Source organism: Klebsiella sp. K5-306, assembly GCF_051835185.1.
GTDB classification, from domain to species: Bacteria; Pseudomonadota; Gammaproteobacteria; order Enterobacterales; family Enterobacteriaceae; genus Klebsiella; species Klebsiella oxytoca.
Window position 1 is genome coordinate 192,048 of the sequence record NZ_JAIFJY010000004.1, and the last position, 15,986, is coordinate 208,033.

General features: G+C 44.1%; 16 protein-coding genes. 12 read left to right on the forward strand and 4 right to left on the reverse strand.

All coding sequences use genetic code 11. The features are described 5' to 3' along the window. Positions 1–179 precede the first annotated feature (179 nt). The gene (locus tag K2184_RS08555) at positions 180–809 is read left to right on the forward strand and encodes a hypothetical protein (RefSeq protein ID WP_001513936.1); all 630 of its coding nucleotides are present in this window, start codon (positions 180–182) and stop codon (positions 807–809) included. A gap of 88 nt (positions 810–897) precedes the next feature. On the opposite strand, the gene K2184_RS08560 is transcribed toward K2184_RS08555, so the two are convergent. Genes K2184_RS08560 through K2184_RS08575 form a run of 4 tightly spaced genes read right to left on the reverse strand, consistent with a single transcriptional unit; the run spans position 898 to position 5,333 of the window. Then, positions 898–1,803: a hypothetical protein gene (locus tag K2184_RS08560; RefSeq protein ID WP_029701605.1), complete on the reverse strand. Its 906-nt coding sequence runs from the start codon at positions 1,801–1,803 to the stop codon at positions 898–900. Between the two features lie 27 nt (positions 1,804–1,830). Beyond that, entirely contained in the window at positions 1,831–2,262 is a 432-nt protein-coding gene (locus K2184_RS08565) for a Mov34/MPN/PAD-1 family protein (protein ID WP_227629025.1), read from the reverse strand. 49 nt (positions 2,263–2,311) lie between these two features. Next, a complete protein-coding gene (locus K2184_RS08570; RefSeq protein ID WP_163525318.1) occupies positions 2,312–4,186 on the reverse strand; it encodes a ThiF family adenylyltransferase in 1,875 nt (624 codons plus the stop codon). After that, on the reverse strand, positions 4,179–5,333 hold the full coding sequence (locus K2184_RS08575) for a hypothetical protein (RefSeq protein ID WP_029701610.1): 1,155 nt from the start codon (positions 5,331–5,333) through the stop codon (positions 4,179–4,181). The genes K2184_RS08570 and K2184_RS08575 overlap by 8 nt, the downstream gene beginning before the upstream one ends. A gap of 1,205 nt (positions 5,334–6,538) precedes the next feature. On the opposite strand from K2184_RS08575, the gene K2184_RS08580 reads away from it, so the two are divergent. From K2184_RS08580 to K2184_RS08630, 11 genes are all read left to right on the forward strand, one after another. Next, entirely contained in the window at positions 6,539–7,081 is a 543-nt protein-coding gene (locus K2184_RS08580) for a fimbrial protein (protein WP_004104944.1), read from the forward strand. Positions 7,082–7,160: 79 nt separating this feature from the next. Next, entirely contained in the window at positions 7,161–7,715 is a 555-nt protein-coding gene (locus tag K2184_RS08585; protein WP_004104942.1) for a fimbrial protein, read from the forward strand. Between the two features lie 75 nt (positions 7,716–7,790). Beyond that, positions 7,791–10,259: a fimbria/pilus outer membrane usher protein gene (locus K2184_RS08590; protein WP_023321515.1), complete on the forward strand. Its 2,469-nt coding sequence runs from the start codon at positions 7,791–7,793 to the stop codon at positions 10,257–10,259. Positions 10,260–10,284: 25 nt separating this feature from the next. Beyond that, complete coding sequence (locus K2184_RS08595; protein ID WP_004104938.1) at positions 10,285–11,028, forward strand: fimbrial biogenesis chaperone; 744 nt, start codon at positions 10,285–10,287, stop codon at positions 11,026–11,028. 18 nt (positions 11,029–11,046) lie between these two features. Then, positions 11,047–11,676 carry a fimbrial protein gene (locus K2184_RS08600; RefSeq protein WP_004104936.1) on the forward strand — a complete coding sequence of 210 codons (630 nt, stop codon included), beginning with the start codon at positions 11,047–11,049 and terminating at the stop codon, positions 11,674–11,676. After that, positions 11,676–12,728, forward strand: coding sequence for a fimbrial protein (locus K2184_RS08605; RefSeq protein WP_004114806.1), 1,053 nt, complete (start codon positions 11,676–11,678; stop codon positions 12,726–12,728). The genes K2184_RS08600 and K2184_RS08605 overlap by 1 nt, the downstream gene beginning before the upstream one ends. A 9-nt stretch (positions 12,729–12,737) precedes the next feature. Then, a complete protein-coding gene (locus K2184_RS08610; RefSeq protein ID WP_004114804.1) occupies positions 12,738–13,286 on the forward strand; it encodes a fimbrial protein in 549 nt (182 codons plus the stop codon). 22 nt (positions 13,287–13,308) lie between these two features. Next, positions 13,309–13,980 (forward strand): hypothetical protein, encoded by a 672-nt coding sequence (locus K2184_RS08615; RefSeq protein ID WP_004104924.1) that lies wholly within the window; start codon positions 13,309–13,311, stop codon positions 13,978–13,980. Positions 13,981–14,083: 103 nt separating this feature from the next. Next, complete coding sequence (locus K2184_RS08620) at positions 14,084–14,293, forward strand: DUF4762 family protein (protein ID WP_004104922.1); 210 nt, start codon at positions 14,084–14,086, stop codon at positions 14,291–14,293. 70 nt (positions 14,294–14,363) lie between these two features. Further along, entirely contained in the window at positions 14,364–15,032 is a 669-nt protein-coding gene (locus K2184_RS08625; protein WP_004104920.1) for a DsbA family protein, read from the forward strand. Positions 15,033–15,034: 2 nt separating this feature from the next. Next, positions 15,035–15,985, forward strand: coding sequence for a hypothetical protein (locus K2184_RS08630; RefSeq protein ID WP_064370253.1), 951 nt, complete (start codon positions 15,035–15,037; stop codon positions 15,983–15,985). The last annotated feature ends 1 nt before the right edge of the window (position 15,986 follow it).

Genomic DNA, 15,986 nt, shown 5'->3' on the forward strand with positions numbered 1-15,986 from the left:
TAAGAAGTGTGTGCGTATTTTTTCGACTGAAAGGAGAAAAAACAAGGGAAACTTTAATAAGCGTAGCTTCTTAAAGTTAGCCCTTGCTTATCTTACAAACAATTTGTTGATGGAGATCTTCACGGTTTTTAGCTATAATTGTCTTCCAATGATATGGCATATCACGAAAAGGTGATTTAATGAGTGAAACTAAAAATTTAAAAGAATCGAATAAAACTACTATATATGCAGTTATAACTGTACTCTGCGTTGTTATATTTTTAATTCAGTTAGGCATCGAAGGATATGTTAATATCAAGAATATTTATGCGGGGCTCGGTATCTCTGGAGGGGTATCCGTCATATCGTTGTTATTAGTTAATATCATTCCTCAAAACTTCAAACATATTCTGGTCTTTTGGCGGGTTAAACGAGTATTGCCAGGAAATAGAGTTATTGAACTTTGTCGTAAAGATGAACGTCTGAACATGAATGATTTACAAAACAAATGGCCTGAGCTTTTTCTGCATGATATGCCAGAGCAAGATAGGAATCCCTTTTGGTATAAAAATATTTATAAGAAAACTGATTCAAGTGCTCAGGTGATTGATGCTCATAAAAATTTTCTTTTATTTAGAGATTTATGTAGCGCAACCTTAGTTATGTTTTTATGTGCTGGTTTATTGAAATTTATTTCAATTGATGGCTTGCATATAAAATGGATTGTGCTTGCCTTTCTTTTCATAATGACCTTTATTTTCTCAGTTATTTCAAGACATTATGGTAATAGGATGGTTACAAGTGCAGTGGCTGTCGGTGCTGATAGTTAGTATTTAGTTCTTAGTAATAAGAGTATAGTTTGAAATTATACTCTTATTTTTTAAAAATAGAGATTAATATTGCATCTTGAATGTGAATCTATAACGTATATTCTTTTTCTACTGTAAGTGAGCCGATGTAGTACCCGAGAGATGCGTCATATACTTGTTCATCAATCAAAGAGTCTTTTTCATAGGCTGCATTCGATACGTAAAAATGAACTTTATCATCGATGCATTTCATTGTAATATCACCGGCTCTGTTTTGGGTTATTTTTTGGTATCCGGTATAGTAATTTAAATGTCGAGATGGGGCTTCTCCGATAATAATATATTGAGGATCTAACTTTTTCAGCCATGAATCTGGTATTTTTCCTGACTTTCTACCATGATGTGCTGCAAAAACAATTGTGGTTTTTTCTAAGTGTATGTCATTAGCAATATTTTCCATAAATTCAGTTTCAAGGTCTCCTAACCACATTATGCTGGCACCATTATTGAGGCTATATCTAATTACTGCTGAGGCATTGTTATAACTTTCACCTGTTTCGCAGGCACTTAACGCCTCAATAAAGAAAGGGTTATTTAGTTCAGGCCATAGAACACTTATTCCTGAGCTTGAACGGTTTTCATCACTTTTATTCATCCATTTACGTGTGCATCCCTTAGAAATATAAAAAGCTTTATCACAATCATCACGTAAGGAACAGTATCTCTCAAATGAAACTGTAATATCTTTTTTTATCGCTTTATTTTTTATTACATAAAAGTTATGGATTTTTATTTCATCATCAAGCAGATGAATACCCCCGAAATGATCTTCATCAGGATGAGTTGAAATAAATCGCATTATACTCTTTTGAGCTGATTGCTCTTTTATTTCTTCTATAATGCCTTTGGCATTTCCAGTATTAATGTTACAATCAATGATTGTGAAATTATCACTATTATGCTTTATATAACACATATCACCATTTCCTACTGAAAAACTTTTAATTATAGACACTTTGCTCTCCTTAATTTATAGTCTTTTCTAAATCGTTGTTGTTTGATTTTGATATTTAAATTGGTATATCTTTTTTCCATCTGCCGCTGCCAAATAACAATTAGATATTAGATTTTGATTAGGGATTATTAAAATTATAAAAAATGGTCTGTTATGTTTAGATTTGGTAAATAACTCATGAATGCTATTAATATCAGTAGGTGATGGGTTTGCAATAGTCTCGTTGTGTGTATGCCAGTCGCCTAAATAATGGAAACCATTTTCAAATTGTATTAGTACTTCTTGTTTCGCTTTTTTCTCATCTAATTTGAAATAGTTTCTTTTCCTTATATCAGATGAGCAAGGTATTGAGATTTTATTTATTTCTATTTCTGTGTTGTCAAGTTTATTTGTAAATAACATTCCTCCAGACTCTTTACTTAGGAAATTTTTCTGTCTATAAGAAAATAACTCTTCCATAATATCTTCACTGATGCATATATAAAAATTTAAATCATAACTATAAAATTTATGCATCGTTATTCATCCAGCTTGAGTTTTCATAAATCAAAGAAATGATTCGATCGCCTTTATTTGGATTGCCAAATTTATTTATCCAACAATTATTCCATTGACCACCAAGTTCTACCAGTTCTTCTTGTCTACCAAGATAGCTATATGCAAAGGAACTGTCAGGAAATCTATTCAATATTAAGTCAATTATTGTTCTTGCAGCAAGTGAATGTAAGTTTGCTAAAGGTATCGCTCCATAAGGCTGAAATTCTCCAGCACAAGCAGCAATTCTTTTTTTTGTATTTTCTTTCCAATATGTAGCAGGATATCTCAATGCACCTATTTTTTCACCTTGTGTGTAATGCCAGGCATTAAAGGCACCAGAATCTATTTGATTTACTATTACATGTCCAGCCATTGCATGGGCTTCAACAAAAGCAAAAACAAGAACTCCCAAATTACACTGAGATTGTTTACTTAACAGTTGTTGCTCGGTATTCCAATCGGCAGTGCAGCTTAGGATAAGGTCAGCCTCAGTAATTCTTGTACTTGATTCAGCGTTTTCGGACCATTCTTCATTAAAATACTCTATATTGGTGTTTGGAAATTCTAAACGAAGTTTGGATGCGAGAGCAGATGCTTTATTTTTGTTAACAGAATCGAACCCCAGGAGATGTCGTGAAGAATTTTCTGATTTCATAGAGTCTTCATCCCAGAGCATTATATTTGTAATGCCAGATTGTATTAACAGCCTCGATATAGATGAACCGACTGAGCCACATCCGATTATAGCTACTGTATGCTCAGATATTTTTTTATAAGTAGGATTATGATCTCTACCCATTATCCATGAGTTATCGTTACGTTCAACTAAGATGTTTTGTGCTTTTAACTCACCAATTCTATTCTTTAAAATGCGGCCATTGATATAATCTCTATGACCATCTAATAATGAATTAATGTGGAATCGACCGTTAGCGATAGCTCTTGTATCATATCTATCTGTATGACGATCACCTACATTCTCAGAAATTCGAATTCCTATAATATTCATTCCTGAGGGCGTAGGAAATGCTATTAAAACAGTTGGGTTGCGATTATATATATTTGCTATTGATTTTAAAATAAACTCATCAACTATATCTGGCTCATTATGATATTCATTGATTAAATTGAATAAATCTCTTATTGTTCTTGGATATTGTTCTGGATACCATGCATTTTCAAAAAATATTAATGGAATAGATATTATTCTGGAAAGTTGTCTTTGACGTAGGTGTTTATCTCTTGCATTAGAGTTATCTGAATTGGAAGATAGTAGTTTCTGATTATCTAACCAATTAATTAATTTTTGTTCACCATCAGAATATATCCATCCTAATGTTTTTGGTTTGTAGCCGTATACTAATCTTGTGTTCTTTATGTTCAAATCACATAGGCTAATAACACGTTCTATTTTATTGCAATGATAAATCCAGTAATTCTGAAACTCGTCAATAAAATCATCTCTAAGATCTCCTTTGATGCCTTTTTTCAACATCGAATAGGCATCACTTAATAATTCAAGAACATATGAATTATCACTCAAATCAATAATGTATGTATTTGGCCAAACACATAGTTTACCATTTTTTTCTATATGAGGTAATTGACATACATTTATTACTGGAGATGATACAAATACTTCTGGGATATCATGCTGTGTTAAACTTTTATACCTTATTTGTAATACAATTGAGTCGTCATTGAATACTAAATCTGTAGGTAATTCCCAGACACATGTATATTTTTCATCAAGAATAGATAATTCAGTATTGGACAGCTTCCTTGCACCATAAGGTGCAAGGATTTTATTTAACTGATCTATCTTGTTTTTAAGACAATCAGGCATAACCACCACCACCTTGTCTATTTACGACAGTATTAGATGATTCTGCCATACCTAATGTAGATGCCGCTATCTTCTTAATACCATTACTGGAAATTTCAATTTCCAAAGGAACATTTTTTCCATTTTTTTTATGATCAGATACGCACAGAAATTGACCGTTTTTATCATCTGTTATTTTTTCATACTCTTCTTTTGCTCGGTAAGCTGGAGGATCTTTTTCATCGTCTTCAATTGTTTTCGAACTTGATATAATGAAAGCATTTTGTTTTGCACGGTTAAATACCTCCATTGCTTTTTCAGAGGTTTTTGCATCATCGCCTTTTTGGCTTAGACTATCATGAGATATACTGTGCCAAGAACAATGATGTGGTGTTTGTAAGATATCATAATCTAACCATGACATTTCATTCTTGTCTGACAGACGATCTTTCACACCTTCCCAGCACACAACCTCAGCATCACCTCCACTTAAAAAATAAGCAGTTTTGTTATCACCTTTTAATTCAAAGTTTATGATAACACTCGAATGATTTTTACCTAATTTATCTTCTAACTCGTCGAGATCTTTCTTGGGTGATGGACCTAATAACCGGGCTTGAAAAACTGATGAAGATTCTCCGTTAATATAACTGGTTGTATTATCTAATTCTAAAAGAATATATGGTATATCATCAGTTTTACCATTCTCGTCTTTTCCTAAAACCAAGACTTGGTTTCCGACACCATCCAAATAGCCCTTCTCTTTGTAAAGATTAACTCTTCTCTTCACTTCTGTATTTAACGCTATTGCATCATCACATAATGGATGATTTTGAGCATGATGGCGTCTAAATACAATTGGGCTTGACCAAATTTCATTGATAAAAATTTTATCGCTCTTTTCACTCCAATTTTCAGGTTTCCCCAAGTGAAAGTGATCAGATACTCCATCACAATGATCTGAATCAGGATGCGTCCAAATAAAAAGATTGACGAAAAGACGCCCTTCGCTATCTCGAGAGAGTTTTTCTCTAAGTTGTGAGCGGACATCAGGATGTTCTTCTCCATCCCTAATACGGCAATCGATTAATATATTTTTTCCATCTTCAGTTTGAATAAGTGTCATATCCCCATTACCTACGGGGAAGAAACATAGTTTTGCAGCCATATTATTTCCTTTTTAACTGTTTCTTGATGGTACTATGTTGTCATTGCTGTGTAGGATTTTAAAATCCCAAAAAAGTAGTCATAACTACATCAACAATTTTGCCAACAGGCTTGTTTACATTCAACCCTCAAAAAATGGCAAATCATATGCTCATAGTTTCTACTACCGCATTTTTGTGATGGATTTAACATTTTGAAACTAGTTAAGAAATAGAGAAACCAAGAAAACACATACTTAACCCATAGCCCTCGACAGATACCATACGTGCCAACTACCATCCAAACAGTTTTTGACGTATTACCTAGAAACGCCATACGCAGCGGAGATGGCATCGGATTTCCTAAGACACAACAGTAAACCTGCTGTGAATTATGTTTTTGCCGATGAGTTTTTAGAGGAAAACTTACCTTTTAGAAATCCAGCTTATACAAGAGCAGCCAGATTGATTTCACTATTTGTAGCCTATAGGTAGCTTGTTGTGTTTGTTTTTATTTAAATATTCATACATATCAATTTACTATAATCTTATTTTCTATACTGCTGCATCATGGGCGTATGGGCGTCAAGATTCTCTAGTGTACTCATCAGTTTTGATGTCCATTTACTTAAGTTTTAATGAGTTAGCGGATTTTATTGTTTTCATGACGTCACGCTGCGGCTCATTGGTTCCCGTGAAATTGTGCTTTTCTTTTCATTGACTCATGAGCCGCATGATAACGGAGTCTTCTGGCCAGGAAAACAAGAAGCGGCAACGGCGTGGTGCGGAAAGATTCTCCGGTTGTGTCTACGTATGACCCGCAGAAAGAGCTGATAACTTCTTTGTTAAAAAATTGTGATCTATGTTAAAATTATTTTACGGTGAATTCATGGCATCTATAATTTATTAATTACCTGGCGTAATTTGTTTTTAGGATATATCTCAGTGTTCTGCGAGTTAAATTTCTGACGCGGGATTGTTCGCGAGGTTAAATCTTTTTTTAATTCCCTGCTAAATGTATTTCTTTTTACCCCAAAAATGATTTGTTAGTATTTTTGCCGACCAGGGGATCTGGATTTAATTAAATTATTAATATTAATTAATAGTCTAATTATTGAAACGGATTTTTCGGTGATGCGGAGGGCTGCAGATTGTTGTGAGAATATACCGCAGCAATTTTATAGCTCCTTACTCTTTAGGATAAAAATTTATAACGCAGGAATTTTCTATGAAACTGAATAAAGTTGCTATGGCTGTGGCATTAACTGCTGCTCTCGGCTCTATGTCTGCTCTGGCTGCTGATACAACCAACGGGGTTATCGAGCTTCAGGGTGAACTGGTGAACACTGCTTGTGGTTTGGCCCCGTCGTCCAGCCCGGTAACCGTTGATTTTGGTCAGGTTCCAGTTTCCCTGCTGCAGGGCGGTGGTCAGGCAACTGAAGCTAAAAGCATCGAACTGCAGTACTGCGACACCACCATCGCTAGCAGCGCCGTTGTTTCCTACACCCCGACTTCGGTTAACCCGAACGATCCTACTCTGGCTGCATTCACTTCTGGTACCGCATCCGGCGCGGGTATCGGCCTGAAAGACAGCGCTAGCCAGACTGTGACCTGGGGCGCGCAGACGACTCCGGTCACTCTGGTTGATGGCACCAACACCATTCCTTTCGTGGCCTTCCTGAAAGCGGAAGCTGCTGCGAGCGGTTCTACCACTACCGTTACCGCGGGTGCATTCCAGTCAACGATCAACTTCACTATCGATTATCAATAATCGATTTTGAATTATCGCTCGCGGGGAGACTTCTCCCCGCGATATTGGAATGGGTGCCAGATAATATGGAATTCTGAGTATGGTTAAGGATACAGAGAAAAAGAGACTGATGGCGTTATTCGTATCGGTATTACTCTTCTCCGGACATGCTTTGAGTACTAATTTTACGCCCGGACAGTTGGCGCTTTCGGGGGAGCTGGTTGCTGCCGCCTGCGATATCGATCCCAACTCGCGCGAACTGTGGGTGGATTTCGGTAATATCTCGGCTCGCGATATTAATATGGACCAGGAAGGTAAGCTGATCCGACCTTTTCTGGTGCGCTTAGTCGGCTGCGCCTCTTTCGGTAGCGAAAATCCATCAACGCCCGGTGCCTATGCCACCATCACCTTTACCGGAAATGCTTCGTCGCAAGACCCGACGGTATTAATTCCGGATGGCGAGGGAAAAGGCTTTGGGATACAGATTCGCGATCGCCACGGGGAGATTTTAACTTTTGGAGAACCCTCTTCCGGGTATCTTCTGAGTGATGAGAATAATACGCTGAAATTTACCGCTTCGTTGGTTCCGGTTCAGCAACATATTAAGGCTGGAGATTTTTACGCCGTCACTCGTTTCTTTATGGATTACAACTAGAAATAAGCCAGCTATTGCTGTTGTAGCTTGTTTGTCGCGCACGATATTTTACTGAATGATTCGGGATGAATAGTCATGTCAGCAGAACTAAAAATAAAAATAATCCTCTCTCAGATCCTTTTTTTCTGCTGTGCTTCTGTGGCTTGCGCCTCCACTGATGTGGAATTCAACACCGACGTCTTGGATGCCGCCGACCGCGACAATATCGATTTAACGCGTTTCGCCACCGACAACTATGTGCCACCGGGCGAGTACTTATTAGACATTAAAATAAATGGTCAGGCTGTAGGGCAGCAAAAGGTTCGCTATCTGTCTTCCAAAGACGAGAAGCATACTCAGGCCTGCATTAACGGCGAAATTCTTGCAAGATTGGCATTAAAAGAAGAAGCCCAGCAGAAGGTCGCGCAGCCGTTTGCCGATTGTTATGACCTCCTCAGCCTTCCGGGCGCCACGCTCAGTAACTACGCCGGGGTGCTGGATATCACCATTCCGCAAGCGTGGATGAAATATAACGATCCAAACTGGACGCCGCCTGAGCGCTGGGACCAGGGGATCGGCGGATTTTTGCTCGACTATAGCCTCACCGGCCAATATACCCGCCAGCTTGATATGCACAAGGATTACAGCACCCTGAGCGGATATGGCCAGACAGGCTTCAACCTCGGCGGCTGGCGCGTACGCGGCGAATATCAGACCAGCTACTACAGCGCGACGCATCAATTTGATTTCGATATGAATCAGTTCTACGCCTATCGTCCGCTGCCGATGATGGCGGCAAAACTGACGGCAGGGGAGATCTATCTTGATTCGCAGGTTTTCGACACCGTTCGTTTTACCGGGCTGAATCTCGCCAGCGATGAGCGTCAACTGCCGCCAAACCTGCAGGGCTACGCGCCGGAAATCCGCGGTCTGGCAAAGACCAACGCTAAGGTGACGGTGAAGCAGAGCGGACGCATCATTTATGAAACGACGGTGCCTGCCGGGCCGTTTAATATTCAGGATTTACGGAGCTCGGTGCGCGGTACGCTGGATGTTCAGGTGGAAGAGCAGGACGGCTCCATCTCCACATTCCAGGTTAACACTGCCAATATTCCTTATCTTACGCGTCCAGGCTACGTGCGCTACAACGTCGCTATCGGTGCGCCGTCCCGCTATAGCCATAAAATTCAGGGGCCAGGTTTCGCTTCCGGTGATTTCTCCTGGGGGATCACCAATGCCTGGTCGCTCTACGGCGGGTTGCAGAGCGCAGGGGCCGAATATACCGCGGTTTCCGCCGGTATCGGTCGCGATCTCAGCGTCTTCGGCGCGCTCTCGCTGGATGCCACGGAATCTTACAGTCAGCAGTCGAACCAAAAGCGACTGAAAGGAACCTCGTTTAAGCTGAGCTATGCGAAAACCTTCGACGAATATAACAGTTCAATTACCTTCGCCGGGTATCGCTTCTCGCAGGAGGACTTCCGTTCTTTCTCGCAGTATCTCAACGAGCGTTATGAGGGGTACGACAGTCTTGGCCGTGAAAAAGAAGTTTATACCATCACCGGTAATAAAACTTTCTGGGCCGATGAGCCAGGTAAGGCGACAACCGTCTTTCTGACCTATACCCACCAGAATTACTGGAACAGAAGCAGCCAGGATCGCTACGGCATCTCGTTAGGACGCTCGTTTAACGTCGGTAATATTCGCGGGATCACCACCAATATTTCGGCCTATCGTTCTGATTATGAAGGTCGGAAGGACGACTCTATTGCTCTCTCACTTTCTATTCCGGTTGGCGATAGTAAATGGAGCGGCCTGGATGTGCAGACCAATAACGGTAAAACCAGCCCGATGCTCTCGTATACCGATAGCAGCGACTATAACAACCTGTGGCGGCTGCGTGCGGGAGCGAGCCAGAGCGGTTATGCCAACGTCGACGGCTATTATCAGCGCCGCTCGCAGTATGCCGAAATCAACAGTAACGCCAGCTATCAGCAGGATAACTATCTCTCCCTGAGCAGCACGCTGCGCGGCGGATTCACCGCCACACGGCACGGCGCGGCGCTCCACAACAGCGGTGCGACGCTCAATACGGCCCGCGTTATGGTGAATACCAACGGTATCGGCGACGTTCCGCTTAATGACGGTAAATCAAGAACCAATAATTTCGGCATCGCCGTTATTCCGGACATCGTGAGCTACAACAGCTTTGACACCCGAGTCGACGTGGATGCGATGTCGGAATCCATCGAACCAGCAAAAGCTATCAGCACCGCCACGCTGACCGAAGGCGCCATTGGCTATCAGACCTTTGGCATGGCGAAGGGCGAAAAAATGATGGGCATTATTCGGCTGGCTGATGGCACCTATCCGCCGTTCGGCGCTGAGGTGATTAACGACGATGGCGTAAGCGTATCCATGATTATGGAAGGCGGGCAGGGATGGCTGGCAGGGGTTAATCCTCAGGAGCTGCTAAGCGTCGTTTGGGGCGGGAAGAAGCAGTGTCAGATCGCTATCCCGCCCACCATAGAGCGTCGTGCGACAGCCGCGCTATTGCCGTGTAAATGACAGTGACAGTAATAAAAGGTCAAAAATGAGCATAACAAGCAACAAACTCTGCTGGATGGGCGCTCTGATGCTGGCGGCGGTAAGCGGTACCGCTCAGGCAGGCGTTTCGCTGGACCGCACTCGCCTGATTATCACCGGTAAAGACAGCTCGGCGAGCGCCAATTTAACCAACACCAGTCCGGATATTCCGTTTCTGGCGCAATCCTGGGTCGAGGACAGCAAGGGCAATAAGATTACCTCTCCGCTGGTGGTGCTACCGCCTTTACAGCGTATCAACGGCGGACAAAAAGGGGTGGCGCGGGTCACCAAAACGGATGGCATTAACCAATTACCGCAGGATCGCGAAAGCCTGTTTTATTTAAGCGTGCGCGAAATTCCGCCCAAGCCGGATAAAGCTAATGTCCTGCAGTTAGCCATGCAGTCGCGGATTAAATTATTTTTCCGCCCGACCGCCATTATTCCCAAAAGCAAAAGCGAGATATGGCAGGACCAGGTCGTCTTCCAAAAGAGCGGAAATAAGATGACCGCGCAAAATCCGACGCCCTATTACATCACCATCATTGGCTTATCCCGCGTGAAGGGTGAAAAAATCACCAAATTCCCGGGGATCATGGTTGCGCCGAAGTCCAGCCTGGAATTCAGCGTCACCGATGGCGGCGTGCGAGAGTTTGCCATGATGTATGTGAATGACTATGGCGGCCATCCCGAGCTGAAATATCGCTGTGAAGGAAATACCTGTAAAGCTCTGCCGCCATCGCAGCAAGGGTAATTAAAGAGGAACCTGATGATGAAAACGCGTTTATCGCTTTTAGCACTGTTTGTATTCGGTATCAGTATGCCCGCGTTGGCCGAGGCTGATATTCCGCTACAGCCGCAGCACTATAACCGGGATCATCAGGGGGAAGATGGCGGTAACGTCATATTCAACGGCTCCGTCTATGCCTCACCTTGCGTGCTGGCGCCGCAGAGCCGTCTGCAGATAATTGAGATGGGTGAAATTAGCGCCCGTCGTTTTCATCAGGCAGGCGACCGCAGCCAGCCGGTGCTGGTTCGCGTCGAGCTCAGGGATTGTCTGAAGGGCGCATCGCAGGCGCGGGACAGCATCGCATCAAGAACGACGGGCAATAGCAAGCACCTCTACACCACCGGCGAGCAGGCGGTACAGCTGACCTTTATCGGCGAGTCCGATGAGCACAATCGCCAGCTGCTGCGCCTGACCGGCAGTATTTCTGGCGCCGGTATTCGCCTGCTGGATATCAAAGAGCGGGCGCTGGATATTAACCAAACGCAGCCGCCGTTTATTGTGAAAACCGGCGACAGCAGCCTGACGTTTATTGCCGTGCTGGAGTCGACCGCGCGTAACGTGACTGCGGGTAATTTTAGCGGACTGCTGCGTTTAAAAATGGAGTATCTGTGATGGCGACAATGCTTATCGGGCGGAAATCTTGCGTCACTATTTTACTCTGCGGCGGTTTATATTCCCTGAACGTCGGTGCGGCGGTTGAAGGGGAAATTACCCCGGTCGGCGGGCCTAAAATGTATAATATTGACGTGGCCAATCAGGATATTACCAATAATAGCCCCGGAGCAACCATTCCTTATGTCTTTTCCCTGGGGGGACAATATTCTGGGGTTGCCAGCTGTACGATTCCGATGGAAAATCAGGCTATATATTACTCGGCTACCGCATCAATACTGCAGCAGGGAAGTACACCAGGGTATTTAAAACTCAATGATTATATGGATGTAAAAATAGAGATTTATATCCGCGGTGAACGGATGGATTATTTTGCCGTTCCTTTTAATAATGAAACGAACGGAGCGTATCAGAACAAATGCGTTCCGCCAACCACCCAGTTTAATAACTTTGAGTCCGGCGCCCAGGGGCGGGTAACGTTTATGATTACCAAGCCGATTGTCAACGGCGTGAACCTGCTGGGTACAGAAATCGCAAAGCTTTATGGGCGTCTGGGGAATTACAGCGCAGGGATGGGCACTACGCCGATGTCGATTATCTCAATTAATTCCGGGGTGATTACCGTCCCGGATAAATGTGTTGTCAATTCGGGTTCACCGATCACCGTTGATTTCAATACTATCCCCAGCGCGGGTTCCCTGCTTAATGGCAACAACTACAGCCAGTCTGTGCCAATCCAGGTGAAATGCGAAGGAGGAAGCTTTGCAACCGGTAATCTGAATATTCGCCTGGGGATCCAGCAGGCCAATACCGCCAGCTTTAATAGCGATTATTTAGGCACGACTGGCGCCGTCGATCGCTCAAATCTTGGCATTATCCTCAAGGATTCGGGCGGCAATTTAGTTGCGGCGAATAGGTTTTATGACGTCCCGGGTTTTACCAATAACCAGGGAACCTGGAATCTGACGGCCGCGCCGATTGCGAATGCCGGGACCAACGTTCTCGAAGGGGATTTCCAGGCATCGGCCACCGTGGTCGCTGAGTTTCAGTAAGGGGACAGCATGCGTCAATTTATCGCATCAATGGTACTCATAGGTTCGCTATCGGCGGCCACCCCGGCACAGGCTATCGGGGAGCTGATCGGCGGCGATTTAAACTTCAAGGGAACCGTCGTTGCCCATGGTTGCAGTATCGTTCCCTCGTCAAAAAATATCGCCGTAGATTTTGGCGAAATTTCCACTCGTACGCTCTATGCGGAGAGAAAATCCCAACCTAAAGCTTTTGTGATTGAGCTTAAGGATTGCAGTACTGATGTGTTTAATTCCGTTACCGTAACCTTTAGCGGAACGGAAAATGCCAATATGAGCGACCGTCTGGCGATAACGCCGATAGCGCCTAACTCCGCCAGCGGTATTGGCATTGGTTTTGAAGAGAATGATGGTACGGCGATTTCACTAAATACGCCAACGACCGCGGTTGCCATTTCCAATGCCACCATGCAGTTAAATTTTAAAGCTTTTGTGGAAGGGGAACCGGATGCCTTGAGTAACAAAACTTTGCAAACCGGGGCCTTCCAGGCAACTGCGAATTACACCATAAATTACCAGTAGATTAGATCAAGGATGATTAACTATGAGCCGTCATTTCTTTCTCTACGATAAAAACATCTTTTTCGCGGAAGGCGTGCGTTCGGTGGTGGCCGATCTGGCCGCGCATGAAGACGACTGCGCTTTCTCAAGGCTTGACCAATTCTCACAATTGATCAACACCCTGCGTCAGCCAAAGCAAAAAGATGAACTGCGCTGGATCCTCTGCGATGTCGACAGTTTGCCGGATGAGCGTTTTAATGCGCTCTACACCATTAAAGAGTATTACTGCCGGGAAAATCAGCAGCTGGTAATTTTATTGGGAGAAAATAATATCTCTCTGTTTTTTGCGTTGCATTCTTTGCTGCCGGAAGCGAGTTGGCTATTAAAGAATGAATCGCTGGATAATTTTTTTAAATTTATCGAAAGCGCTGATGCCATGGTGGCGAAGAAAATTTTCTTCAGTCGATCCTTAATTAATTATACTCGACAGAAATGGCTCGCCAGGGATTTTAACAACAGCATCTCCAGCGATGACTGGTGGTTAATGGAAGAAATATTCAAAGGGAAAACGCTGTCACAAATTTCCTCTGAGCAAAAAATTGATGTTCGTCGATTGAGCCGCTGTAAACGCGGGCTGATGAAAAAATTAAACGTAAAAAATAACGTGGAACTGTTTAATATTTTCAAATGCATCGTGGCTACCCCCTGCGTTTAATAACGTACCAGCGATGACATCGCAAGAATTACTGGCAGGTATTTAAGCCAGTAGGTAAGTGTAAGAAAATACATTTCAATATAAATAGTTAAGGATCTAACAAATGAAAAAATTAAGCATGATTGAAGCATCAACAATCATTGGCGGGACCTGCAAGGAAACTTGCACCAGCTCTTACGAGACGGTGGTTGTTGGCGGTATCTCTACCTGTAAACAAGTGACTACCTGTACGGATAAGCACGGTAACTCAACCGTGACCTCCAAAGATGCGCCTGACGGTATGTGTGTTGTACCGAATAGCATCCGTCAGTAATTTCTGATGCGGTACATGGAGGGGGAACCCTCCATGTATTTCTCTGCCGTATTCGCGAGCCTGGTATCAAATGAAGATAAAACCTATTACCGCTGTTGGCTATACATTTCTGGTGGCGTTAATTTCGTCGCTAATTACCGTGCTGTGCTATCACATTTTTGTTTTTAATACGTTTTCGCTGGATAGCAGTCAGCCTTCGGCTCTGCGGGAAATTGACAGCGCCACCGTTGCCAGTAGCCCAATCAAGAATGAGAAAAGCATCATTGAAGTGATGTCCTACGGCTGTCACTACTGCGCGTCGAACGAAGAAGAGATTGAAAAATTCGCCGCCACGTTACCGGCGGATAGCGCCTTTGACGTTATCCATATTACGGCCGAAAGAAACGGCCTGGCCATTTATGCGCCGGTTTTCGCCACGCTGGAGGTGATGGGCCTTGAGCGCCAGATGCGCGATCGGGCTTTTAACGCCGTGCTGACCCGCGGTATTAATTTAGCGGATGATGACGCGCTTAATGGCTGGCTGAAAAAAAATGATATCGATGTCGAGAAATACCATCAGATACGCCAAAGTCAGGCCGTTGCCGAGCGCCTGGAATATATGGCGAAAATTACCGAACTCTACGACATTAACGCGACGCCGTTGTTTATTGTTAATAAAAAATACGTGGTTGCGAAGGATCGCCAGTTCCCTGAATTTGCCGACTATATGCGCCAGCTGTTAACGCAGGACAAGGAGTAAGCGTGACGCGTTTTCTCATCGTCTGGAGCGTTTTCAGCGTAAGAAAATGGTTCGCGCAGCTGAGCTGGCGCTACCGGCCTTTTACCGGCTATGGCCAAAAGGCGGTGCGCAGGATCATGCGTTTCACCCCCATGCCGCTGCTGTTGATAGCGGTTCGCGCGCTATGTCGGCTACGGTTATTGGGCCGACACTACCGCGGCCGTACCGCCGTGGCGACGCAAAACTACCGCTGCCTGACGGGCGCCGACGGGCGAATCGATGCCGCATGGATAGCCATGCGCCGTCAGTTGCTTGAAATGGGCGCGACCTGGGGACAGCATCCGGCTACGCTGGCCCAGATGCAGGCGTGCACGCGAGAGCTTGATGCCGTTGTCGCGCCTCTGGTGGCGCAAAAGACGCCGGTCGTCCTCGCGCCGCTGCACTGCGTTTCCGATATTTTAGCGGCGATGGTCGGGGCCGGCGTGACGCCGGGAAAAGCCAGCGTGGTGGTCTCCTCCAGCGCGGAAAGCTACACCGTCGCCAGCCGAAAAATGGGCGGCGTCGCGCTCTCTTACTGCTCAATCCACCAGGATAATACGTCGCTGGCCAGCGAGCTTATGGCGTTAATGACCAATGTATCGGAAGGGCGGGAAAATATGATTATTTTCCCCGACATTCCTGCCGATTACACCGTGCAGACCCATGAAGCGCAGTCCGGGAAAATAAGCTGCCGACTCTTTGGCCGCCCGGCGAAATTACATAGCGGCGTACAGCGATTTTCTCGCATCGTATCGGCGCAGGTGGTTTTTTATCACCTCTATTATCAGCAGGGGATAAAAATAAAGATCTATTCTCCGCTGAGACCAAAAGAGGTCGCGGCACAGCTACCGACGATGATTGAAAACACCCTGCGTGACTATCCGCAGGACTGGCTTTTGTGGCACAGCCATTCGCTCTATTTTATTAATCACTGAT

Bases quoted from the DNA above. Each gene is read 5' to 3' on its own strand.
- K2184_RS08555 (WP_001513936.1), top strand. From the start codon at position 180: ATGAGTGAAACTAAAAATTTAAAAGAATCGAATAAAACTACTATATAT.
- K2184_RS08565 (WP_227629025.1), bottom strand. From the start codon at position 2,262: ATGGAAGAGTTATTTTCTTATAGACAGAAAAATTTCCTAAGTAAAGAG.
- K2184_RS08570 (WP_163525318.1), bottom strand. From the start codon at position 4,186: ATGCCTGATTGTCTTAAAAACAAGATAGATCAGTTAAATAAAATCCTT.
- K2184_RS08575 (WP_029701610.1), bottom strand. From the start codon at position 5,333: ATGGCTGCAAAACTATGTTTCTTCCCCGTAGGTAATGGGGATATGACA.
- K2184_RS08580 (WP_004104944.1), top strand. From the start codon at position 6,539: ATGAAACTGAATAAAGTTGCTATGGCTGTGGCATTAACTGCTGCTCTC.
- K2184_RS08585 (WP_004104942.1), top strand. From the start codon at position 7,161: ATGGTTAAGGATACAGAGAAAAAGAGACTGATGGCGTTATTCGTATCG.
- K2184_RS08590 (WP_023321515.1), top strand. From the start codon at position 7,791: ATGTCAGCAGAACTAAAAATAAAAATAATCCTCTCTCAGATCCTTTTT.
- K2184_RS08595 (WP_004104938.1), top strand. From the start codon at position 10,285: ATGAGCATAACAAGCAACAAACTCTGCTGGATGGGCGCTCTGATGCTG.
- K2184_RS08600 (WP_004104936.1), top strand. From the start codon at position 11,047: ATGAAAACGCGTTTATCGCTTTTAGCACTGTTTGTATTCGGTATCAGT.
- K2184_RS08605 (WP_004114806.1), top strand. From the start codon at position 11,676: ATGGCGACAATGCTTATCGGGCGGAAATCTTGCGTCACTATTTTACTC.
- K2184_RS08610 (WP_004114804.1), top strand. From the start codon at position 12,738: ATGCGTCAATTTATCGCATCAATGGTACTCATAGGTTCGCTATCGGCG.
- K2184_RS08615 (WP_004104924.1), top strand. From the start codon at position 13,309: ATGAGCCGTCATTTCTTTCTCTACGATAAAAACATCTTTTTCGCGGAA.
- K2184_RS08620 (WP_004104922.1), top strand. From the start codon at position 14,084: ATGAAAAAATTAAGCATGATTGAAGCATCAACAATCATTGGCGGGACC.
- K2184_RS08625 (WP_004104920.1), top strand. From the start codon at position 14,364: ATGAAGATAAAACCTATTACCGCTGTTGGCTATACATTTCTGGTGGCG.